Origin of the sequence: Sphingomonas sp. BK235 (assembly GCF_004345855.1) — a bacterium.
Taxonomy (GTDB): domain Bacteria; phylum Pseudomonadota; class Alphaproteobacteria; order Sphingomonadales; family Sphingomonadaceae; genus Sphingomonas.
Genome location: NZ_SLXN01000004.1, coordinates 288303 through 310188, shown reverse-complemented (window position 1 = coordinate 310188; position 21886 = coordinate 288303). Strand labels below are relative to the sequence as shown.

General features: G+C 70.9%; 18 protein-coding genes. 10 read left to right on the top strand and 8 right to left on the bottom strand.

Annotated features, from left to right (window positions below):
- Positions 1-55: 55 nt before the first annotated feature.
- The 3 genes from EV292_RS13275 to EV292_RS13265 all read right to left on the bottom strand — a co-directional run bounded on the left by EV292_RS13275 (position 56) and on the right by EV292_RS13265 (position 5817).
- A complete protein-coding gene (locus tag EV292_RS13275) occupies positions 56-3355 on the bottom strand; it encodes a TonB-dependent receptor (protein WP_132909690.1) in 3300 nt (1099 codons plus the stop codon).
- Positions 3356-3661: 306 nt separating this feature from the next.
- Positions 3662-4906 (bottom strand): ABC transporter permease, encoded by a 1245-nt coding sequence (locus EV292_RS13270; RefSeq protein ID WP_132909689.1) that lies wholly within the window; start codon positions 4904-4906, stop codon positions 3662-3664.
- Positions 4903-5817, bottom strand: coding sequence for an ATP-binding cassette domain-containing protein (locus tag EV292_RS13265; protein WP_243693765.1), 915 nt, complete (start codon positions 5815-5817; stop codon positions 4903-4905). The genes EV292_RS13270 and EV292_RS13265 overlap by 4 nt, the downstream gene beginning before the upstream one ends.
- A gap of 200 nt (positions 5818-6017) precedes the next feature.
- Here EV292_RS13265 and EV292_RS13260 point away from each other — a divergent pair, with 200 nt between their 5' ends.
- Positions 6018-7457 carry a DNA methyltransferase gene (locus tag EV292_RS13260; protein ID WP_132909688.1) on the top strand — a complete coding sequence of 480 codons (1440 nt, stop codon included), beginning with the start codon at positions 6018-6020 and terminating at the stop codon, positions 7455-7457.
- A 63-nt stretch (positions 7458-7520) separates the two neighbouring features.
- Here EV292_RS13260 and EV292_RS13255 read toward each other — a convergent pair whose 3' ends face one another.
- Entirely contained in the window at positions 7521-8219 is a 699-nt protein-coding gene (locus tag EV292_RS13255) for a pirin family protein (protein ID WP_132909687.1), read from the bottom strand.
- Between the two features lie 114 nt (positions 8220-8333).
- On the opposite strand from EV292_RS13255, the gene EV292_RS13250 reads away from it, so the two are divergent.
- The 8 genes from EV292_RS13250 (at position 8334) to EV292_RS13215 (ending at position 15590) form a co-directional block, all read left to right on the top strand.
- Positions 8334-9263 carry a LysR family transcriptional regulator gene (locus tag EV292_RS13250; RefSeq protein WP_132909686.1) on the top strand — a complete coding sequence of 310 codons (930 nt, stop codon included), beginning with the start codon at positions 8334-8336 and terminating at the stop codon, positions 9261-9263.
- 135 nt (positions 9264-9398) lie between these two features.
- Positions 9399-10385 (top strand): nitronate monooxygenase, encoded by a 987-nt coding sequence (locus tag EV292_RS13245; RefSeq protein ID WP_132909798.1) that lies wholly within the window; start codon positions 9399-9401, stop codon positions 10383-10385.
- Positions 10386-10990: 605 nt separating this feature from the next.
- Positions 10991-11299: a YciI-like protein gene (locus EV292_RS13240; protein WP_132909685.1), complete on the top strand. Its 309-nt coding sequence runs from the start codon at positions 10991-10993 to the stop codon at positions 11297-11299.
- Between the two features lie 51 nt (positions 11300-11350).
- Positions 11351-12340 (top strand): aldo/keto reductase, encoded by a 990-nt coding sequence (locus EV292_RS13235; protein ID WP_132909684.1) that lies wholly within the window; start codon positions 11351-11353, stop codon positions 12338-12340.
- 40 nt (positions 12341-12380) lie between these two features.
- A complete protein-coding gene (locus EV292_RS13230) occupies positions 12381-13145 on the top strand; it encodes an SDR family oxidoreductase (protein ID WP_132909683.1) in 765 nt (254 codons plus the stop codon).
- A 28-nt stretch (positions 13146-13173) separates the two neighbouring features.
- Positions 13174-14067 carry an SDR family oxidoreductase gene (locus EV292_RS13225; RefSeq protein ID WP_132909682.1) on the top strand — a complete coding sequence of 298 codons (894 nt, stop codon included), beginning with the start codon at positions 13174-13176 and terminating at the stop codon, positions 14065-14067.
- A 195-nt stretch (positions 14068-14262) separates the two neighbouring features.
- Positions 14263-14628, top strand: a complete 366-nt coding sequence (locus EV292_RS13220; RefSeq protein ID WP_132909681.1) for a DUF1330 domain-containing protein — start codon at positions 14263-14265, stop codon at positions 14626-14628.
- Positions 14629-14642: 14 nt separating this feature from the next.
- Entirely contained in the window at positions 14643-15590 is a 948-nt protein-coding gene (locus EV292_RS13215) for an alpha/beta hydrolase (RefSeq protein WP_132909680.1), read from the top strand.
- A 305-nt stretch (positions 15591-15895) separates the two neighbouring features.
- Here the strand turns inward: EV292_RS13215 and EV292_RS13210 are convergent, their stop codons facing one another.
- From EV292_RS13210 to EV292_RS13195, 4 genes are all read right to left on the bottom strand, one after another.
- Complete coding sequence (locus tag EV292_RS13210) at positions 15896-16159, bottom strand: hypothetical protein (RefSeq protein WP_132909679.1); 264 nt, start codon at positions 16157-16159, stop codon at positions 15896-15898.
- A 102-nt stretch (positions 16160-16261) separates the two neighbouring features.
- Positions 16262-17299 (bottom strand): histidine kinase dimerization/phosphoacceptor domain -containing protein, encoded by a 1038-nt coding sequence (locus EV292_RS13205; RefSeq protein WP_132909678.1) that lies wholly within the window; start codon positions 17297-17299, stop codon positions 16262-16264.
- Positions 17300-17308: 9 nt separating this feature from the next.
- Positions 17309-17758, bottom strand: coding sequence for a response regulator (locus EV292_RS13200; protein ID WP_132909677.1), 450 nt, complete (start codon positions 17756-17758; stop codon positions 17309-17311).
- On the bottom strand, positions 17755-19278 hold the full coding sequence (locus tag EV292_RS13195; protein WP_132909676.1) for a sensor histidine kinase: 1524 nt from the start codon (positions 19276-19278) through the stop codon (positions 17755-17757). Before EV292_RS13195 ends, EV292_RS13200 begins: the two co-directional genes overlap by 4 nt.
- 258 nt (positions 19279-19536) lie before the next feature.
- On the opposite strand from EV292_RS13195, the gene EV292_RS13190 reads away from it, so the two are divergent.
- Positions 19537-21864, top strand: a complete 2328-nt coding sequence (locus EV292_RS13190; protein ID WP_132909675.1) for a TonB-dependent receptor — start codon at positions 19537-19539, stop codon at positions 21862-21864.
- Positions 21865-21886 lie beyond the last annotated feature (22 nt).

Here is a 21886-nt window from a genome sequence, read left to right as displayed (position 1 = left end):
AGGCCGCCGCCCCGGGCTGGGGCGGCGGCCTGAGCAGGTCGTTCGGGCGGCGTGCTTAGAAGCGGAAGCGCGCGCCGACGCGGATCAAGTACAGCGAGTTGTTGACGCTGAGCGTCGGGTTGGGCGCGCGGTAGCTCGAGTAGCGGTACTGCGCGCACGGCTGGGTGCTCGCGGTCGCGACCGCGCCCGCCGCCGACAGGCACTGGACCTGCACCACCGCGGCATATTGCGGGAAGCCGAGCTGGGTCAGCCCGCCCCAGTCACTGTTGAGCAGGTTGGGCAGGTTCTCGATGTCGCCGAAGATCGACACGCGCGAGCCGCCGATGAAGGTCGGCAGTTCCTGCTCGAGGTGGAGGTCGATGCGGGTGAAGGCACGGTTGCGCGCGATGTTGCGCGCCGCCACCTTGCCGCGATAGTCCTTCAGCTTCGACCCGTTGATCAGGCCATCGAGCGCCGTCGCGGTGTCCTGGCTGTCGTAGGACACGAGCGGGTCGGTGGTGCTCGTCGGCACGTACAGCAGGTAGCGCTGATCCGAGTTGGTGCCGAGGTTCTGCCCGCCCACGGTGCCGAACACGGCCGAGCGGCCGCTGCCCGCGCTCTGCATCGTGTAGCTGAACGGGCGGCCCGCGCGGGTCTCTCCGAACAGCTGGAAGGTGGTCTTATAGTCGCCGAAGAAGGCGTGGTCGAAACCGAGATTGTACTTGAACGCCCACTTGGTCTGATCCGCCGAGATGCCGAGCGTGGCATTGTTCGGATCATACATCGCGACGTTGAAGTAGTTCGACGTCGCGGTCGACGAGGAGGCGGGGCTCACGTCCTTGACGTCCTGCCAGGTGTAGCTGCCCCCGAAGGACAGGCCCCAGTCGGTCCGCTTGTCGAAGTTCAGGACGAAGATGTGGCTCCGGCCCTTGCTGGTGTTGCCGAGCAGGATGTCCTGGTTGGTGTCCGTTGCCGCTGCGCCGGTGACGCTGGCGTAGCGCGGGCGCCCGTCAGGCAGGGTACCGATCACGCGCGATCGCAGATCGGTGAAGGTCACCGCCTGGTTGGTCTTGGTGTAGAGATAGGTCGCCCCGAAGCGGAAGCCGTACAGCGTGTAGTCGGCCGAGGCGGTCAGCTTGGTCACCGACGGCAGCTTGAAGTCCGGCGCGAGCGCGGCGGTGGGCGCGTTGGCCAGGCTCGCCGTGTTGCTCGCCAGGAACGAGTTGACGCTGCCGGGCACGGCGTTGGCGCTCACGCCGTTGAGCGCGTCGGTGCAGACCCCCGCGTTCGCGCCCGTGTAGGGCGCGGTGCAGGTGGCGGTGTTCTGCGCGCCCGCCACCGCGCCGGCCGCGGCGGTGGCGCGGGTGATGGTCACCCGGTTCGACAGCACGCCGGTGTTGGAATAGCTGTTCGACAGGTAGATGTCGGGCGATCCGCCGCCGTACACCGCGGCCGTGGCGCGGATGTTGAGGTCGGTGATGGGCTTCCACAACGCGGTGATCCGCGGCTGGAAATTGTCCAGGCCCTTATAGGTCTTGGTGTTGTAGAAGCCGTAGCGGCCGAAGAAGGCGTCGCTGCGCGGGACCGGGGTGCGCATGGCGTACAGGTCGTAGCGCGCGCCATAGGTCAGCGTCAGGCGATCGGTGATGTCCCACTCGTCCTGCAGGCCGAACGTATATTGCTGGTACTTAAAGTCCGCCGCGACGTCGATCGTGTTGAGCGAGACGGCATTGGCATAATCGAACTGCGACGCCGAGCGGTTCTGGAAGTCGGCGATCGAGTCGAAATAATAGGCGCCGGTGGCGCGCTGGAGGAAGTAGTTGAAGGTCCGGTTGGCGTTCACCTCCGCCAGCATCTTCACCGTGTGCGCGCCGGCGGTGTAGGTCGCCTGGAGCGAGCCGCCCCAGGTGTCGAAGAAGAGCTGGTTGGCCTGGCGGCTGATGTCCGGGCCGAAGATGACGGTGGGGGCGCCGGTGCCGCAGCTGGTGGTCGTGTTGGTGCCCGACACGACGCTGGTCGGTGCGGTGCAGACGGTATATTGCGGCGAATTGGCGCCGAACAGCGGGTCCTGGCCGACGCGGTTGCTCTTGTAGAGGAAGCGCGCCTCAGTGGAGAGATTGTCCGTCCACTCCGAGTTCAGCTGCGCGATGCCGGCGCGCAGCAGCACGCTGCGCTGGTAATAATTGGACTCGAGGCCCACCGCCGGGGTGTTGGCGTTGGTGCTCGTCCCCTGCGCGACGGTGCTCGATTCATAGGCGTTGATGTACGACAGCGACAGGCGATGGCCGTCGGTGACGTTCCAGTCGATGCGGCCGACGATCTTCTCGTCCTTCTGGCTGTTCACCGTCAGGAAGCCGCCGGGCTCGTAGCCGTAAGTGTCGCGCGCGATGGCCGAGATCTGGTCGATCTGCGCCTGCGTCGCGTTCGGGATCTGCGAGATCGAGGTGGTCGAGAGCGGGCGCGGATCGGTGTTGCGCTCGGCCGCGACCATGAAGAACAGCTTGTCCGCGATCAGCGGGCCGGACAGCATCGCGCCGTAGGTCTTCGAATTATAGTCGGGCAGCGCGACGCGCTGGTCCTTGATGCGCTTGCCCTGCCACTCGTCGCGGCTCTCCGAGTAGAAGCCGGTGCCGTGGAACTCGTTCGAGCCGGAGGCCAGCACGGTATCGATCGCGCCGCCCTGGAAATTGCCCTGGCGGATGTCGGTCGGCGCCACCGCGACGGAGACCTGGCTGATCGCGTCGAACGGGACCGGGCCGCGGCCGGTCGGGTTGGCGTCCGAGTTGAGGCCGAAATTGTCGCCGACCTGCACGCCGTTGATGGTGAAGCGGTTGAAGCGCGGGTTGACGCCGCCGAAGCTCACCGCGCGCGAGTTGGTGAGGTCCAGCGTCGCCAGCGGGTCGCGCCGCTCGATGTCGCGGATGTCGCGGTTGACCGAGGCGACCTTGCGGATGTCCTCCTGCGTGAGGACCGTGCGCAGGCCGCTGCTGATCGTGCCCGCGCCCTGGATCGACGATGCCGTCACGACGATGTCGCCGCCGGTGACGTCGCCGGCGAGATCGATCGGCAGCTCGAACGTCTGCTGCGCGATGGTGCTGATGTCGGTGACGGTGGTGTTGCCCTGGGGGCTGGTAACCTCGACCGTGAAGGGGCCGCCGACGCGCAGACCATTCTGCTGGAAGCTGCCGTCCGCGCTGGTCGCGGTGGTGGTGCGGGTGTTGGAGGGAACGTGCGTGATCGTCACCGTCGCCCCCGCCACCGGCGCGCCCTGTGCGGTGACGGTGCCGCGGATCGTCGAGGTGGTTTCCTGCGCCATGGCGGTGGCGGGCGCGACGAGCGCGACCAGCGCCGCGCCTACGAGAAGGTTGTTTCGCATCGGTTGTCCCCTTTGGCGCGAAGCCTGGTGCGCGACGGATTTCGTCGTCGTTGCGCGCGCCGATGACCTCCGATTATGTCTCTTACATGACAGCGGAAAGCGCTTTCGTCTGGCAGCGCAACACGGCGGCGAGGCGTTGCATAAAAGCGACAGCGCCGATGCCGCATCGCGCCGCTCAAACCCGCCCCGGCACGCGCGCCGTCGGAGCGCGATAGCGCCTCCTCAACCCCGGACGTGGCCGGCGCCTGCGCGACGGCCGCGACAGCTACCCGGCCCCGCTCGCCCGCGCCGCGCCGCGCCCGCGACTCAGCCGCGCCGCAGCAGCCGCTTCCACGCGGGCCGCGGGCTGCCCGACTGGAGCACGCCGCGGCGGAACAGCCGCGCGCCGACGGTGATGAACACCGCCACCCACAGCGCCTGCCACGCCAGCGCCAGCGCGTGCGGCCACAGCGTCGCGTCGCTCGCCGCGCGCCCCGCCATGGCGAAGGGCGAGGACAGCGGGAACAGCGCCGCCAGCACCGCCACCCAGCTGTCCGGCTGCGACACCGCGGCGGAGGACAGGGCGAACATCGCCACCTGGACGATCGTGATCGGCAGCGACAGCATCTGGATCTCGCGCATCGTCGCCGCCTGCGCGCCCACGCCCAGGAACACCGAGCCGAGCAGCAGATAGGCCATGGTGAAATAGCAGCCGAATAGGATGGCGAACCAGCCGCCCCCCACCGCGGGCGCGAGCGAGCGCAGCGCCGCACCCATGTCGCCGGGCAGCAGCGCGCCGAGCTGGCTGATGACCACGCCCCAGAAGGTGACGAACAGCACCGCCACGCCGAACATGCCGACCAGCTTGCCCAGGAACACGCTCTCCAGCGGCACCGCCGCGGCGAGCACCTCGATCACCTTGTTGTTGCGCTCCTCCGCCATCGTCCCCGCGACCTGGCCCGAGAGGAACAAGGTGAGGAAGAAGATGCCGAACACCGCGAAGAAGCCGGTCGCCTTGCGCACGCCCTGCGACGGCGCGTCGGTGCGCACCGCGACCAGCCGCGCCGCCGCGGGCGCGGGGTCGCGCGCGCGCAGCGCCAGCGCAGCGTCGCGCGCCAGCCCCGCCAGATAGCGCGCGCCGCCGCGCTCGCCTGCGGCATAAAGCACCATCGGGCGGTCGAGCGTGCCGTACAGCACCGCGGCGACGTCCATCGCCTCGCCCGCGTGCGCGCGCGCCGCGATCGCGGCAGCGGCGGCGCGCGCCGGGTCGGCGGTCGGCGCGCGCGCCTCCAGCCGCGGCTGGCGCGAGTCGCCCGCCAGCAGCGGGCGCCAGCGCGCGTCGGCCTCGAGCACGCGGCGGGCCTCGGCGGCGGGCAGCAGCACCACCAGCCGGGTGCGCGCCGCCGAACTGTCCGACGCGCTCGCCGCGCCCATCCCGCCGACCGCGCCGAACGACGCCATGATGAGCGGGGCGAAAAGGAACAGCAGGAAGATCGGGGTGAAGACCGTGGCGACGAAGTCGCGGCGCGCGATCGTCAGCGTCTGGCGCAGGTGGCGGCGCAGCTGGTTCATGCGCGCGCCGCCTCTTCCCCGACGACGCGGACGAACGCCTCGTGCAGCCCGGGGCGCTCGATCGACAGCTCGGCGATGCCGTGCCCCGCCGCGATCAGCCGCGTCAGCACCGCTTCGATCCCGCCGCGCGGCAGCTCGAACCGCCACGCCGCGCCCGCGGCGCGCGCGTCGGGCGGCAGCAGCGCGGCGAGCGCGGCGTCGGCACGCTGCGGCACGTAATGGACCTGCTGCGGCAGCAGCGCGCGCGCCTCGTCCACGGTCCCCTCGAACCGGCGCTGGCCGCGCGCGATGATCGCCAGCCGGTCGCACAGGCGCTGCGCGTGCTGCATCACGTGCGTCGAGAACAGCACGGTGGCGCCGCGCGCGCGCTCGGCGCGGATCAGCGCCTCGAGCCGCTCCTGGTTGACCGGGTCGAGCCCCGAGAAGGGTTCGTCGAGCACCAGCAGGTCGGGGCGGTGGACCACCGCGCCCAGCAACTGGACGAGCTGGGCCATCCCCTTGGACAGCTTGCGGATCTTGCCGTCGATCGCGTGCCCCAGCCCGGCCGCCTCGAGCAGCTCGGCGGCGCGCGCGCGCCCGGTGCGCCAGTCGAGCCCGCGCAGCGCCCCCATGAAGGCGATCGCCTCGCGCGGCGTCATCGAGGGATACAGGCCGCGCTCCTCGGGCAGATAGCCGACGCGGTCGCCGACCTCGCGCGGCGAGTCGCTGCCGAGCAGCCGGCGGCTCCCCGCGTCGGGCTCGATGATCCCCAGCAGCATGCGCAGCGTCGTGGTCTTGCCCGCGCCATTGGGGCCGAGCACGCCGTAGATCGCGCCCGCGGGCACCGACAGGTCCATGCCGTCGACGACGCGCCGGTCGCCGAAGCGTTTCACCAGCGCCTCGGCGCTGACCGCGATCCCCGAACTGGCCACCCATTCCCCCGATATCGCCGCAAGGCTAGGCGAGCGCGCGCTTTCCCGCCAGCACCGAACGACCGGCACCCTGATGCGGCAACAGCAGATCGCCAAAATGGTTCATTGTGGAGCCTGGTCCCGGCGCGATCGCGCGCGCCGCTCCGTTCCGGACCAACCAGATCGTGACGCAGGCGTGACAACCGCGTCCGCTCGCGCGCATGGGCACGAACCGACCGGCGAACCACCTCTACTATGGCGACAATCTGGATGTGCTCCGGCGCGAGATCGCGGACGGCAGCGTCGACCTCGTCTATCTCGACCCGCCGTTCAACTCGAGCGCGAGCTACAATCTCCTGTTCCGCGCGCCGGATGGGAGCGGCGCCGCGGCGCAGGTCGAGGCCTTTCACGACAGCTGGCACTGGAACGACGCCGCCGCGGACGCCTTCGACCAGGTTGCGCGCAGCGGGCATCCCGTCGCCTTCGCGCTGCTCGACGCGCTGCGGCGCTTCCTCGGTGAGAATGACATGCTCGCCTATCTGGCGATGATGACGATCCGGCTGATCGAGCTGCGCCGCGTGCTCAAGCCCAGCGGCAGCCTGTATCTCCACTGCGATCCCACCGCGGGCCATTATCTGAAGCTGCTGCTCGACGGCGTGTTCGCGCCGCGCGCGTTCCGGCGCGAGATCGTGTGGCGCTCGGGCTGGGTCAGCGGCTTCAAGACGCGCACCACCAACTGGGTGCGCAACCACGACACGATCTTCTACTATGTGCGCGATCCCGCGGGCGAGTGGACCTTCAACAAACAATATGTCGCGCACGCCGCGGACTATGCGCGGCGCGGCGGCGGCGGCAATCCCCTGGGCAAGCCGATCGACGACGTCTGGGACGATCCCGCGCTCTACTCGCCCAACATCAAGTCCTTCTCCGCCGAGAAACTGGGCTATCCGACGCAGAAGCCGGTGGCGCTGCTGGAGCGGATCATCGCCGCCTCGTCGCATCCGGGGGATCTGGTGCTGGACCCGTTCTGCGGCTGCGGCACCGCGGTCCATGCCGCCGAGAAGCTGGCGCGGCGCTGGATCGGGATCGACGTGACCCATCTCGCCATCGCGCTGATCGAGAAGCGCCTCCACGCCGCTTTCCCCGCGGCGCGCTTCACGGTGGAGGGGACGCCGCGCGACCTCGCCTCGGCGGAGGATCTGGCGCGGCGCGACCGCTACCAGTTCCAATGGTGGGTGGTGTTCCTGATCGGCGCGATGCCGCACGGCGGGCGCCGCAAAGGCGCGGACGGCGGCATCGACGGGTTGCTCTATTTCCGTCCCGACGGGCGCACCGTCGAGCGCGCGATCGTGTCGGTGAAGAGCGGCGAGCAGGTCGGCGTGGCGATGATCCGCGAGCTGTACGCGACGATGGAGCGCGAGCGCGCCGCCGCGGCGGTGTTCGTCACGCGCGCCGCGCCCAGCGCGCCGATGGTGCGCGAGGCGGCGGCGGTGGGGCGGCTGGCGAGCGCGGCGACGGGCCGGACCTATCCGCGGCTCCAGATCATCACCGTGGCGGAGCTGATCGCGGGACGGCGCCCCGATCTGCCCTATCCCGACCCCGACGCCGCCTTCCGCCGCGCCGCGCGCGAGCCCGGCGGCGGGCAGGGCTCGCTGTTGTGAGCACAGCCGACGGAGGGGCGCCCCGCGCGCGGGAACGCCCCTCCACCGGTCGCGGCGCGCGGCTCAGGCGGCGTCGACCAGCACCAGCTCGCTGTCCTCGAGCGCGGTGACGCGGATCACCTCCTCGTCGCTGATCGCGGCGCCGTCGCGCGCGTTGACGCGCACGCCGTCGATCTCCACCGCGCCCGTGGCGGGCACCAGATAGGCGCGGCGGGCGCGGCCCAGCGGATAGTCCGCGCTCTCGCCCGCCTTCAGCGTCGCGGCGACCACGCGCGCGTCGGTGCGGATCGGCAACGCCTCGGCGTCCTCGGCATAGCCCGAGGCGAGCGTCACGAACTGCCCCGCGCGGTCGCCTTTGGGGAAGGGGCGCGCGCCCCAGCTCGGCTTCTCGCCGGTGCGCGTCGGCTGGATCCAGATCTGGAAGATCCGGGTGACCACGTCCTCGCGATTATATTCGGCGTGGGCGATGCCGGTGCCCGCGCTCATCACCTGGACGTCGCCGGCCTCGGTGCGGCCGCTGTTGCCCAGATTGTCCTGGTGCGTGATCGCGCCCTCGCGGACATAGGTGATGATCTCCATGTCGCGATGCGGATGCGGCGGGAAGCCCGAGTGCGGCGCGATCGTGTCGTCGTTCCACACGCGCAGATTGCCCCATTGGGTGCGCGCGGGGTCGTAATAATTGGCGAAGGAGAAATGATGCTTGGCGTCGAGCCAGCCGTGATGGGCACCGCCGAGCGTGGCGAACGGGCGAAGGTCGATCATATCGGGTCTCCTGTCCCCGCCGGTCGGGGCCGCGGGGTGTGGACAGCGATGTAGGCAGCGACGGCTAACCCGGTTAGTCATATAAAGTCGCGCGGATCGTTCGAGAAAATAGAAATGTCGGAACCGGGTACCCCTTCGTTCGACCAGTTGCGCCTCTTCCTCGCGGTGGTGGACGCGGGCAGCTTCGCGGCGGCGGGGCGGCGGTTGCACCGCGCGGTGTCGGTGGTCAGCTACGGCATCGCCAATCTGGAGGCGCAGCTCGGCGTCCGGCTGTTCGAGCGGCAGGGCACGCGCCGCCCGGTGCTGACCGAGGCGGGCGCGGCGGTGCTGGCCGAGGCGCGCGCGGTGGCGGGCGGGGTCGACGGGCTCAAGGCCAAGGTGAAGGGGCTGCTCGACGGGCTGGAGGCCGAGGTGAACGTCGCGGTCGACGTGATGCTGCCCGCGCGCCGGCTCGGCGAGGTGCTGCGCGCGTTCGCCGACCGTTTCCCCACCGTGACGCTGCGGCTCCACGTCGAGGCGCTCGGCGCGGTCGCGGCGCTGGTGCTCGACCGGCGCGCGGTGATCGGCCTGTCGGGACCGCAGGCGCGCGGGATCGACGCGCTCGACTCGATCGCGGCGGGGCATGTCGCGCTGGTGCCGGTCGCCGCGCCCGACCATCCGCTGGCGCGGCTGACGCCGATCCCGCCGGGGGCGACGCGCGATCATGTCCAGCTCGTCCTCACCGACCGCTCGCCGCTGACCGAGGGGCGCGACTTCGCGGTCCAGTCGCCGCGGACGTGGCGGCTCGCCGATCTCGGCGCCAAGCACCAGTTGCTGCGCGAGGGGATCGGCTGGGGCAACATGCCGCTGCCGCTGATCGCCCCCGATCTCGTCGCGGGCACGCTGGAGCGGCTGCGGATGCCCGACGATCCCGGCGGTCTGTACCGCTTCCACGCGATCTGGCGGCGCGACGCCCCGCCCGGCCCCGCCGCGACCTGGCTGCGCGACGCGCTGGTGACGTGCGGGCGCGACGACACCGAACCGCCGGGGATGGGGGAGGTGTGAGCGGCACGCCTGCGCGATTGCCGTGAGCGCGGGGCTTGGATAGGTGAGGGCATGACCGACACGCTCGCCCCGTCCGACCTCGCCCCCTCGCCCGCCGACGCGTCCTCCAGCGGGGCGGCGCGCCTCGCAAGGCGGATGGCGCGCGGCGCCGCCTTCCTCGGCAGCGAGGTGGCGATCATGGCGGGCGCGATGTCCTGGGTGAGCGAGCGCCACCTCGTCGCGGCGATGTCCAACGCCGGCGGCTTCGGCGTGATCGCGTGCGGCGCGATGACGCCCGAGCTGCTCGACGCCGAGATCGCCGGGACCAAGGCGCTGACGAGCAAGCCCTTCGGCGTCAATCTCATCACCATGCACCCCGCGCTGGACGCGCTGATCGCGGTGTGCGCGCGCCACGGCGTCGGGCATGTCGTGCTCGCCGGCGGGTTGCCGCCCAAGGGATCGCTCGAGGCGATCAAGGCGAGCGGCGCGCGCGCGATCTGCTTCGCGCCGACGCTGGCGCTGGCGAAGAAGCTGATCCGCTCGGGCGTCGACGCGCTGGTGATCGAGGGGATGGAGGCGGGCGGGCATATCGGCCCGGTCTCCACCAGCGTGCTGGCGCAGGAGATGCTGCCCGAGATCGCGGCGCAGGTGCCCGTGTTCGTCGCGGGCGGGATCGGGCGCGGCGAGGCGATCGCGGGCTATCTCGACATGGGCGCGGCGGGGGTCCAGCTCGGCACCCGCTTCGTCTGCGCCACCGAGTCGATCGCGCATCCCCGCTTCAAGCAGGCGTTCGTCCGCGCCAGCGCGCGCGACGCGGTGGCGAGCGTCCAGCTCGACCCGCGGCTGCCGGTGATCCCGGTGCGCGCGCTCAAGAACGCGGGTGGGGAATTGTTCACCGCCAAGCAGCGCGAGGTGGCGCAGTCGCTCGACGAGGGGCGCGTCGCGATGGCGGAGGCGCAGCTCCAGATCGAACATTATTGGGCGGGCGCGCTGCGCCGCGCGGTGATCGACGGCGATATCGAGCATGGCAGCGTGATGGCGGGCCAGTCGGTCGGGATGGTCACCAAGGAAGAGCCGATCGCCGACATCATCGCGACGCTGATGACCGAGGCCGCGCACGCGCTGGAGCGCCGCGCGGGCTGAGCGCCGCGCGCGGCACCGCGGCCGCGCGGGTCGCGTGCTGTCACCACCTCGCGCTGGAGCGGGGGCCTTCGCCACATCGTCATCCCGGGCCCTTCGACAAGCTCAGGAGAGCCTTGCCCCGGGATCCATCGCGCTGCGAGAGCCGGAAGCGTTGCTCTCGCGGCAGCATGGGGCCGGACCCAAAAGCTTCATTGTCGCGAACGCGGCTTGCTCCACCCGTCATCCCGGGCCCTTCGACAAGCTCAGGAGAGCCTTGACCCGGGATCCATACCGCCGCGAGAGCCGCCGGCGTTGCTCTCGCGGCACCATAGATCCCGGCGCGAGGCCGGGATGACGGTGAAGAAGAGCAAGCCGCTTTTTGGGTCCGCACCAATGGGTCCCGGCGCGAGGCCGGGACGACGAGCGAGGCGAGGGATGACTGGTGGGGTGACCCGCTCCCGCGCCCGCGCGGCGCGTCACCGTGCGTCCGCCCTGACGCGACAAATCGGCGCGGAACGCAGCGCCGGCCATGAGCGATCTTGGTGCCGCTGAGACAAAGAAGGAGCGCGCGTCACGCGCCCCCGGCCGGTCTCGACGTCACGTTCCGCCTGGCAGGGATCGCCCGCATGAAGCATTACGTCCTCTTCCTCGAGTTCAGCGACAGCTATGAGGCGCGGCGCCCCGAGTTCCGCGACGCGCACCTGACCAAGGCCTGGGCCGCGGCCGAGCGCGGCGAGCTGATCCTCGCGGGGGCGTTGACCGACCCGCTCGACACCGGGATCATCCTGTTCCGCGCCGACAGCCCCGCGGTGGTGAAGCGCTTCGTGCGCGAGGACGCCTACGTCAACAACGGGGTCGTCCGCAGCTGGCGCATCCGCGAATGGGCCACCGTCGTAGGGGAAGGCGCGACCGAGAAGGTCTATCCCGCGGCGTGAGCGCCGCCGCGCGCCACACCGCAACGATCATCCACGAGAGGATATGAGACGATGCTGACACGCCGCACGCTCGGCCGCACCGGCCTGGAGGTTTCCTCGCTCGGGCTCGGCTGCATGGGGATGAGCCATGCCTATGGCGAGCCCGACGACGTCGAGTCGATCGCGACGATCCATCGCGCGATCGAGCTCGGCTGCACCTTCTTCGACACCGCCGAGGTCTATGGCCCGTACACCAACGAGGAACTGCTCGGGCGCGCGCTCAAGGACCGGCGCGACTCGGTGCAGATCGCGACCAAGTTCGGCTTCGTCATCGGCGAGGGGCTGTTCGCGGGCGCGGACAGCCGGCCCGCGCATATCCGCGAGGTGGTGGAGGCGTCGCTGCGCCGGCTCCAGACCGACCGGATCGACCTGCTCTACCAGCATCGCGTCGATCCCGCGGTGCCGATCGAGGACGTCGCCGGCACCGTCCGCGACCTGATCGCGGAGGGCAAGGTGCTCCATTTCGGCCTGTCCGAGGCGGGCGCGGGGACGATCCGCCGCGCGCACGCGGTCCAGCCGGTGGCGGCGTTGCAGAGCGAATATTCGATCTGGGAGCGCAACCTCGACGACGAGATCCTGCCGCTGCTCGCCGAGCTGGGGATCGGGCTGGTGCCGTTCAGTCCGCTCGGCCGCGGCTTCCTGACCGGCACCGCGCGCCGTGCCGAGGATTATCCCGCCGACGACTTCCGCGCCAAGGGCGACCCGCGGCTGCAGGGCGAGAATTTCGACGCCAACCTGCGCATCGCCGAGCTGGTGCGCGCGATCGCGGCGCCGCACGGCGCGACCGCGGGACAGGTCGCGCTCGCCTGGCTGCTCCAGATCCGCGACGACGTGGTCCCGATCCCGGGCACCAAGCGGCGGCGCTACCTCGAGGAGAATCTGGGCGCGGACCAGCTCGTGCTGAGCGCCGAGGACGTCGCGCGGCTCGACGCCGCGCTGCGCGACCATGCCGTGTCGGGCGATCGCTACGGCAGCGCGGCGCTGGCGATGGTGGATCGCTGAACCCGTCGCCCGCGCGGGCGACGATCGGAAAGGAGTTGAGATGAAGAACAGCGGCAATGTCATGCTCATCACCGGCGGCGGCTCGGGGATCGGCGCCGCGCTGGCGCAGCGCTTCCACGACGCGGGCAACGTCGTCATCGTCGCGGGGCGCCGCCGCGAGGCGCTGGAGCAGACGATCGCGGGGCGCGCCGACATGCACGCGATCGAGCTGGACGTGACCAGCACCGCGACGATCGCCGATTTCGCGCGCCGCCTCGTCGCCGACTTCCCGGCGGTGAACGTCGTGGTCAACAATGCCGGCATCATGCGGATGGAGCGGCTCGACGCCGCGCGCGACCTGGCCGATGCCGAGGCGACGGTGACCACCAACCTGCTCGGCCCGATCCGGCTGATCGACGCGCTGATCGATCATCTGATCGCGCGCGACGACGCGGCGATCGTCAACGTCAGCTCCGGGCTCGGCTTCGTCCCGCTGGTGGGGGCGCCGACCTATGACGCGACCAAGGCGGCGATCCACGCTTATACCGTGGCGCTGCGCGAGCAGCTCGCCGGCCGCGTCGAGGTGATCGAGCTGGTGCCCCCCGCGGTGCAGACCGGGCTGACCCCGGGGCAGGAGACGCGCGAGGGCTATCTGCCGCTCGGGGACTTCATCGACGAGGTGATGGCGCTGTTCGCGCGTGACCCGACCCCGCGCGAGATCCTGGTCGAGCGCGTCGGTTTCCTGCGCAACGCCGAGCGCGAGGGCCGCTTCGACGCGGCGCTCGCCACGCTGAACGCACCCAGGACCGAGACGGGCACGCGCTGAGACCACGGACACGCGAGGGAGACGAGACATGGGACAGGTGGTGCTGGTGACGGGCGCGTCGAGCGGCTTCGGCCGGATGATCGCGACCGATCTCGCGCGCGCGGGGCATAGTGCCTACGCCTCGATGCGGGGGACCGAGGGGAAGAATGCGGCGACGGTCGCCGAGATCGCCGACCAGGCGCGCGCGGAAGCGATCGACCTGCGCACGATCGAGCTGGACGTCCAGGACGAGGCCTCGATCGCCGCGGCGGTCGACGCGATCGTCCGCGACCATGGCCGCATCGACGTGCTCGTCCACAATGCCGGGCACATGGTCTATGGCCCGACCGAGGCCTTCACGGTCGACCAGCTCGCCGCGCAATATGACGTCAACGTGCTGGGCACGCATCGCGTCAATCGCGCGGTGCTGCCGCACATGCGCGCGGCGCGCGACGGCCTGCTCGTCTGGGTGTCGAGCAGCAGCGTCGCGGGCGGCGTGCCGCCGCTGCTCGGCCCCTATTTCGCCGCCAAGTCGGGGATGGACGCGCTCGCGGTCTGTTATGCCAAGGAACTGGCGCCGCTCGGGATCGAGACCGCGATCGTCGTCCCGGGCGCGTTCACCACCGGCACCAACCATTTCGCACACGCGGGCACTCCCGGCGACGCGGCCATCGCGGCGGCCTATGAGGCGGCCTATCCCGCGGGCTTCTATGACCGGATCAAGGACGCGCTCGCCGCCACCGTCCCCGCCGACGCGGACCCCGATGCGGTCGGGCGCGCGGTGGTGGCGCTGGTGGCGCAGCCCAAGGGCAGCCGCCCGCTGCGCACCACCATCGACCCCGCGAGCGACGGCGCGGTCGTCACCTTCGCGGTGATGGACCGGCTGCGCGAGCAGTTCCTCGCGCGGATCGGCTTCGCCGACCTGCTCCATCCCGCCGGCTGAGGCGGGCGGCGCCTGCCGGCCTCGCTCCCGCCGCGGCCGCGCGCCGGCGGGAGCGACGTCGCGGGCGGGTCGATGGTGCCCGATCGGCAACATAGACCTGTCCGCGCGCTGGCTGGGCAAGGTCGCGGCGACACCGCATTTTCGCCGCGTCCACCTTGCCCCGCCGCGCGCGGCCGGGCCGAGCAGGAGCGAACCATGAAGACGCTGATCCCCGGCCGCCTCGAGGCCTTTCTCGCGCAGGACGACGATGCACCGATCGTCATGCTCAACCTCCTGCGGTTCGCGCCCGGCGCTGGCCGCGCGCGCTACACCGACTATCTCACGCGCGCGGCGCCGATCGTCGCGCGCCACGGCGGCGCGATCGCCTTCGCGGGCGACGGCCTCGCCGCGCTGGCGGCCGAGCCGGGGCAGGCGTGGGACGCGGTGGCGCTGGTACGCTATCCGTCGCGCGACGCCTTCGCCGCGCTGATCGCCGATCCCGATTACGCACCGATCGACGCGCTGCGCCAGGCCGCGCTGGTCGAGGCGGTGCTCCAACCCGTCGCGCCGCTGCTGCGCTGAGAGCCGAGGTGAGGATGAGACATCATCAGATCGATGCCGGTCCCGTGTCGCTCCACGTCGCGGAGCTGGGCAGCGGCACCCCCGTCATCTTCTGCCACGGCTTCCCGGACGTGTGGATCGGCTGGCGCCGCCAGATGGAGGCGCTCGCCGCCTCGGGCTATCGCGCGATCGCGCTCGACATGCGCGGCTATGGCCGCAGCACCGGGCCGGACGATCCGCACGGCTATACCGCGCTCCACGGCATCGGCGACGTGGTCGCGGTGCTCGACGCGCTCGCGCTGCCGCGCGCGACGATCGTCGGGCATGATTTCGGCGCGGCGGTGGCCTGGTATGGCGCGCTGCTGCGCCCCGACCGCTTTCCCGCGGTGTTCGCGATCAGCGTCCCGTTCCTGCCCCCCGGCGGACCGAGCCCGTTCGAGGCCATGGCCGCGGCGGGCAAGGCGGACAGCTTCTACATGTTCCGCCAGCGCGAGCCGGGCGCGGCGGCGCGCTGGGCCGATGCCGCGACGAGCTATCCCGGCTTCCTCTACCATTCGTCGGGCTCGCCCCCGCCCGAGGAGCGCTGGAACCCGTTCGACACGCGGCGCGACATGGCGCGGCCCGCGCCGGTGGCGGTGCCACCCTGGGCCGATCCCGACGACATCGCTTATGGCGTCGCCGAGTTCGCGCGCACCGGCTTCGAGCGTCCGCTCAACGCCTATCGCTCGCTCCAGCTCTTCGTCGATGCCACGCGCGGGCTGGTCGGGCGCCAGATCGCGCAGCCCGCCTATTTCCTGTGGGGCGCGGAGGATGGCATCACCCGCGTCCGCCGCTACGACGAGACACAGATGCGCGCCGACGCGCCCGGTCTGATCGGCGCGACGCGACTGGACGGGGTGGGGCATTGGCCGCATCGCGAGGCCCCCGACGCGACCAACCGGCTGCTGCTGGATTTCCTCGCCGCCGCCCACGCCTCGGGGTGACGCGCGAGCTTTCTCGGGGCTCTCGGGCTTAATCCCTGAACCAAAACGGGAAAATACTTAAAATGCGTCAGTGCGACTCGCTTTTAGCGGGGCGCGCCGAGGCGTATTCTCGTCCCTACAACATGGGAGGGGATCAATGACCAACTCGATGTCGACGCGTCGACGTTACTCGGTGCTCGCCGTGCTCACGGCGGCGAGCTGGGCCACGGTGGCCGTGGCTGCCCAGCTGGTGCTTCACCTGGCGCGCTGAGGCGCGCCGTATCGGCCGGTGCGGCTCCCGGGGGGGCGCCGCGCCGGCCTCGTTCTCAGTTGCTGTCGCTATTGTCGTCGTCACCGTCGGCGACGAGCAGGACGATGCCCGTCAGCGCGGCGAGGATGCCGATGCTGATCAGCGTGGTGGTCGGCACCTCGGCGCCGATCCGGCTGGCGCGCGCGGTGTCGCTGGCCGCGCGGGTCGAACCGGCGACCGACAGCGACGACGCCGGATTGGCGGCGGGCGCGGCGACCGCGGCGGCGGGCAGCGCGAGCATCGCGGCGACGCCCGCGACAATATGGGTGAAACGCGGCATTGGTGATCTCCCTGTCGGCGCCCCCTCGGCGCGTGGCGCGGGAAGCCTCCTAGAACAGCCGGATGTTGCAGTCATTTGACAAATGCGGCGGGCGGCGACGCGTCAGCGGATCGCGGCCGCGATCACCGCGCGCGTGCCGCGGTGCGCGGCGTCATAATGGAGCGCGGCGTCGAGGCTCTGCGCCATCGCGCGGATCAGCCGCGACCCCACGCCGGTGCCCTTCGGCCCATCGTCGCCGATGCCGATCCCATCGTCCTCCACCACCAGCCGGAAGCGCCCGTCGCCGTCATGCGCCAGCGCCACGCGCACCTCGCCGTCGCCTGCGGGATAGGCATATTTGCACGCGTTGCTGACCAGTTCGGTGACGATCACGCCGAGCGACACCGCGCGATCGGTCGGCAGCCGCAGCGCCTCGGCGATCAGCGTCAGCCGCCGCGGCGCCTCGCTGGTCGACCAGGTCGCGCCCAGCTCCTCGATCAGCTGCGCCAGATAGTCGCGCATCTCGACATGCTCGACCTCGTTGCCGGTGTAGAGCCGGCGATGCACCTGCGCGATCGCGCTGATGCGGCGCTGCGTGTCCTCCAGCGCGGCGCGCGCGCCCGGATCCTCCAGCGCGCTCGACTGCATCCGCACCATCGCCGAGACGAGCTGGAGCGAGTTGGCGACGCGGTGGTTCACCTCGGCGAGCAGCGCCTCCAGCCGCGCGTTGCTGGCGCGCAGCTCGGCCTCGGCGCGGGTCTTGAGCGCCTCCACCTCGGCGCGCTGCAGCACCTGGCGGAAGGTGGCGTCGAGCAGGTCGAAGAAATCCTCGCCCGGCGTCTTCACCACGTAATCGGCCGCGCCCGCGCGCAGCGCCGCGACCGCGACGCGCGTCTCCTCCGATCCGCTGACATAGACCACGGCGGGGGGCAACGGCAGCGCCTGGAGCCGGGCGAGCGTCTCCAGCCCGTCGATGCCGGGCATGTAATGGTCCACCGCGACCAGATCGAACGGCTCCGCCGCCGCCGCCGCCACGCCCGCCTCGCCGCCGTCGGCGACGGTGACGCGATAGCCGCGCCGCTCGAGCGCGCGACTGACCAGCCGGCGGATCCCGGCGTCGTCGTCGATGTAGAGGATGCGGGTACCCGCGGCGATGGTCACGGGCGTGGCTCAGGCCGCCCCGTCGAGATCGGGCACCTGGATCACCGAGAGGAACAGGCCCAGCTGACGGATCGCCTGGGCGAAGCTCTCATAGTTCACCGGCTTGGTGATATAGACGTTGGCGCCGAGATCGTAGCAGCGCTGGATCTCGCGCGAATCGTCGGTGGTGGTCAGCACCACCACGGGGGTGCGCTTGACCGGGCCGTCGCTGTTCTTGATCCGCGCCAGGATGTCGGTGCCGCTCATGTCGGGCAGGTTGAGGTCGAGCAGCACCAGGGCGGGGCCGTTGAGCGCGGGGCCGACCGGATCGTTGAAGATATAGTCGAGCGCGCTGGTGCCATCGGTGAAATGGCGGATCTCGTTGAGGATGCCGGCGCGCCGGATGTTCTTCTCGATGAGGCGCGCGTGCCCCTCATCGTCCTCGATCATCACGATGCCGACCGACTGGTGCGCGTTCATTCGCTTCTGCCCCGAACTTCCGAAGGTTGTGATTCCAGCGTCAATGGTAGTGATAGCGTGAAAGTCGCGCCCTGTCCCAGGTTGGACTCGACGCCGATCGTGCCGCCCAGCCGGAACACCAGCGCGCGCACCGTGGCGAGCCCGATGCCCTCGCCGGGCTTGTCCTGCGCGCCCGAGCGGCGGAACAGGTCGAACACGCGCGCATGGTCGCGCGGGTCGATGCCGCGGCCATTGTCGGCGATGGCGTAGATCACGCGCTGCGCCTCGCGCCGCCCGCTCACCGTGATGCGGCCGGGCACGCCGGGGCGAAGGTATTTCACCGCATTCTCGATCAGGTTGGAGAAGATCTGATCGAGCGAGAAGCGGTCGCTGATCACCTCGGGCAGCGTGCCCGCTACCTCCAGCGTGGCGTCGGCGTCGGCGAGCCGGTGGGTGAGTGTGTCGCGGATCTGCCCGACGAGCTGCGCCACGTCGATCCGCTCGGGCGCGAGCTGGCGCCGGCCCTGTCGCGAGAGCTGGAGGATCGCGTTGATGAGGCGGTCCATCTTCTGCGTCGAGGCGCGGATGAAGCCGATCGCCTCGGGCAGGTCCTCGCGCGCCGACAATCGCGCTTCCTCGCTGAGCAGTTGCGGCGCCTCGGCCTCGACCGAGTCGACCAGCGCGCCGAGCTGGCCCGTGGCCGCTTCCAGCTCGGCGGTGAAGCCCATCACGTTGACCAAGGGCGAGCGCAGGTCGTGGCTGACGATATAGGCGAAACGCTGGATCTCCTCGTTGGCGCGGGTGAGATCCTCGGTGCGCTCGGCCACCATCTCCTCGAGGCTGTCGGCGAGGGCCAGGGTGGCGTCGCGCGAGCGCGCCAGGTCGCGCGTATAGGCCAGCACCGTCAGCAGCGCGATCACCGCGAGCGCGGCGAGCAGCACCGCGGCGAGCGCCAGCACCGCGTAGAAGGCGCGCTCGGTGACGCGCAGCTCGCGGTCGCGGATCGCGAGCAGCCTGCGCTCCTCGCGCGCCATCCGCTCCATCAGGAAGCGCACCGCGCGCATGCTGCTCGCCTCGGCGTCGGCGCGGAAGGCGGCGAGCGCGCCGCGATGGTCGCCGCGCTCCACCAGCGCCATCGTCTCGGCGCGGCGCTGCGCCAGCGCGCCGAGCTGGAGCCGCAGCCCGTCGAGATGGTCGCGCTGGCGCGGATTGTCCGCGGTCAGCCGAGTGAGCGCGGCGAGCCGCCGCGGCAGTTCGGCGGCGGCGCGGTGATAGCCGTCGCGATAGGCGGTGGTGGCGGGAGCGAGCAGCGCGCCGCGCCGCGTCGCCTCGGCCTCCTCGATCACGCGGCGCACCTCGACGATCGCTTTCTCGACCTCATAGGTGTGTACCACCGCGCTTGTGTGCGCCTGGTTCTGCCGCGTCACCCAGGCGGCGCCGCCCCCCGCGGCGAGCAGCGCGAGAAAGCCCGGCACCAGCAGCGCGGTGAGCCGCGGCGCGATCTTGCCCTCGGGCGGCAGCAGGAACCTGGGGGTGGCCACGGCCGCAGCGGTTAGCGCGCCCCGCGCGCCAGCGCCAGAGACGGCGATGACGAGACGGTGATGTGCCGGGAAATAGTCCGCAACATTTCACGGAACGGACACAATCTCGTCCTAGCGCGTGCGGCGCGGGGGGAGCCGCATGGATCGGGGCCGGCGCTCGGGGAGGGCGGCGGAACGCCCGTGGGCCGATCAACGGGGCGCGACCGGCGCCCGGCGCGCGCCCCATGCCTCTTGCCGCGAACAGACAAGAGGGAAGCCATGCGTTCATCGTCCAGATCGATCCTGCTCGCCACCGCCGCGGTGAGCCTCGTCACGCTCGCGCCGTCGGCGCTGGCGCAGACCGCCGCGCCCGCGCCGGACACCACCGCCGCCGCGAGCGCTGAGGACGAGGGGCTGGGCGAGGTGGTCGTCACCGCGGAGCGCCGCAGCGAGAACATCCAGCGCGTGCCCGTGTCGGTCGCGGTGGTGGACGGTGACTCGCTGCGCACCTTCCAGGCCGGCGGCGAGGACGCGCTCGCGCTCGCGGGCCGCGTCCCCGGCCTCTATGCCGAGACCACCACGGGCCGCATCTTCCCGCGCTTCTACATCCGCGGCCTTGGCAACATCGACTTCTACCTCGGCGCGTCGCAGCCGGTGTCGATCATCCAGGACGACATCGTGCTCGAGCATGTCGTGCTGAAGTCCAACCCGGTCTATGACGTCGCCAACGTCGAGGTGCTGCGCGGCCCGCAGGGCTCGCTGTTCGGGCGCAACACCACCGCGGGCATCATCAAGTTCGACACGATCCGCCCGGGCCAGACGTGGAGCAGCCGCTTCAACGCCTCCTACGGCAGCTACAACACCGTCACCTTCGACGGCGGCGTCGGCGGCCCGATCGTGCAGGACAAGATCGCGATCCGCCTCTCCGGCCTGTACCAGCACCGCGACAATTGGGTCGACAACACGTTCTCGGGAACCGGCGCTGACGGCACCCGCGGCGGGCGCGACCAGCTCGGCGGCTTCGACGAGCGCGACGCGCGGCTCCAGCTGCTGTTCACGCCGACCGAGGACCTGTCGGTCAACGTCTCGGGCCATGTCCGCTCCTACGAGGGCACCTCGACGATCTTCCACCGCGGCGCGCTGCTGCGCGGGCAGAACAACATCAACCGCGAGCCGCGCGACCGCGTCGCGCTCGACGAGGCCGACGGCAACCCGCAGGCGTACAAGACCTATGGCGGCTCGGTGAACGCCGCCTGGGACTTCGGCGCGGCGACGCTGACCTCGATCACCGGTTATGAGACCACCTCGGGCTACAGCCGCGGCGACACCGACGGCGGCGCCGCGGTCAATTTCGGCGGTGTCGGCTTCGGCCAGAGCGAGGGCCGCGTCCGCGACCTCGACCAGTGGACCCAGGAGCTGCGCCTCGCCAGCAACGGCGACGGCGCGTTCAAGTGGCAGTTCGGCGGCTTCTACTTCGACAGCCGCGACGTCACCGACTTCTACCAGCGCGGCTTCTTCCTGCGCCCGGGCACGACCGGCTACAATCCGAACAACTGGGTGCGGCTGCACAACGTCAACACCAGCTGGGCGGTGTTCGGTCAGGCGAGCTACCGCCTCGCCGACCGGCTGACGCTGACCGCGGGCGCCCGCTACACCGAGGACGACAAGCGCACCGAGCTGGTCCGCTCGGGCCGCAACGCTGCCGGCACCACCGAGACGTTCCCGGCGAGCGCGCCGCGCAGCGTGAAGCTCTCCGGCAAGGAGCCGAGCTGGGACGTCTCGGCGCTGTACGAGCTGGATGATGCCACCAGCGTCTACGCCCGCGTCGCGCGCGGCTTCCGCGGCCCGACGATCCAGGGTCGCTCGGCGGTGTTCAACACGCCCTTCACCACCGCCGATTCCGAGACGATCATGTCCTACGAGGCGGGCGTGAAGTCGCGGCCGACCAGCAACCTGCGCCTCAACGCCACGGCCTTCACCTATCGCGTCAAGGACATCCAGCTCAACGGCAACGACGCCGACGGCAACGGCGTGCTGTTCAACGCCGACCATGCCGATGCCTATGGCGTCGAGGCCGAGCTGGAGTGGCGGCCGATCCGCAACATCACCTTCTCGCTGGGTGGCAGCGCGATCCACACCGAGATCAAGGACAAGCAGGTCTATGCCCAGGTCTGCGCCTTCGGCGGCGTGGTCACCTGCACGGTGCAGGACCCGACGATCACGCGCACGATCTTCGGCCAGCCCGCGGTGCTGGCGCAGATCGACGGCAACCCTTTGCCCAACGCGCCGCGCTGGCAGCTCGACGCCGCGGTCCGCTACGACATCCCGCTGACGAACGAGGGCAAATTGTTCGTCTCGAGCGACGTCAACGTGCAGGGTTACACCAACCTGGTGCTGTACAAGACGCGCGAGTTCTACGCCGACGGCAACCTCGAGCTGGGGCTCAAGGTCGGATACACCACCGCCGACGGCAAGTATGAGATCGCCGCCTTCGCGCGCAACATCACCGACGAGAAGAACCTCAAGGGCGTGATCGAGAACTACAACGCCGCGGTGTTCAACGAACCGCGCGTGGTGGGCATCTCGCTCGCGGGGCGCTTCGACTGAGACGAGCGGGCGGGGGGCGCCA

Coding starts and splice junctions, on each gene's coding strand:
- EV292_RS13275 (WP_132909690.1), bottom strand. CDS start 3,355: ATGCGAAACAACCTTCTCGTAGGCGCGGCGCTGGTCGCGCTCGTCGCG.
- EV292_RS13270 (WP_132909689.1), bottom strand. CDS start 4,906: ATGAACCAGCTGCGCCGCCACCTGCGCCAGACGCTGACGATCGCGCGC.
- EV292_RS13260 (WP_132909688.1), top strand. CDS start 6,018: ATGGGCACGAACCGACCGGCGAACCACCTCTACTATGGCGACAATCTG.
- EV292_RS13255 (WP_132909687.1), bottom strand. CDS start 8,219: ATGATCGACCTTCGCCCGTTCGCCACGCTCGGCGGTGCCCATCACGGC.
- EV292_RS13250 (WP_132909686.1), top strand. CDS start 8,334: ATGTCGGAACCGGGTACCCCTTCGTTCGACCAGTTGCGCCTCTTCCTC.
- EV292_RS13245 (WP_132909798.1), top strand. CDS start 9,399: ATGGCGCGCGGCGCCGCCTTCCTCGGCAGCGAGGTGGCGATCATGGCG.
- EV292_RS13240 (WP_132909685.1), top strand. CDS start 10,991: ATGAAGCATTACGTCCTCTTCCTCGAGTTCAGCGACAGCTATGAGGCG.
- EV292_RS13235 (WP_132909684.1), top strand. CDS start 11,351: ATGCTGACACGCCGCACGCTCGGCCGCACCGGCCTGGAGGTTTCCTCG.
- EV292_RS13230 (WP_132909683.1), top strand. CDS start 12,381: ATGAAGAACAGCGGCAATGTCATGCTCATCACCGGCGGCGGCTCGGGG.
- EV292_RS13225 (WP_132909682.1), top strand. CDS start 13,174: ATGGGACAGGTGGTGCTGGTGACGGGCGCGTCGAGCGGCTTCGGCCGG.
- EV292_RS13220 (WP_132909681.1), top strand. CDS start 14,263: ATGAAGACGCTGATCCCCGGCCGCCTCGAGGCCTTTCTCGCGCAGGAC.
- EV292_RS13215 (WP_132909680.1), top strand. CDS start 14,643: ATGAGACATCATCAGATCGATGCCGGTCCCGTGTCGCTCCACGTCGCG.
- EV292_RS13210 (WP_132909679.1), bottom strand. CDS start 16,159: ATGCCGCGTTTCACCCATATTGTCGCGGGCGTCGCCGCGATGCTCGCG.
- EV292_RS13200 (WP_132909677.1), bottom strand. CDS start 17,758: ATGAACGCGCACCAGTCGGTCGGCATCGTGATGATCGAGGACGATGAG.
- EV292_RS13190 (WP_132909675.1), top strand. CDS start 19,537: ATGCGTTCATCGTCCAGATCGATCCTGCTCGCCACCGCCGCGGTGAGC.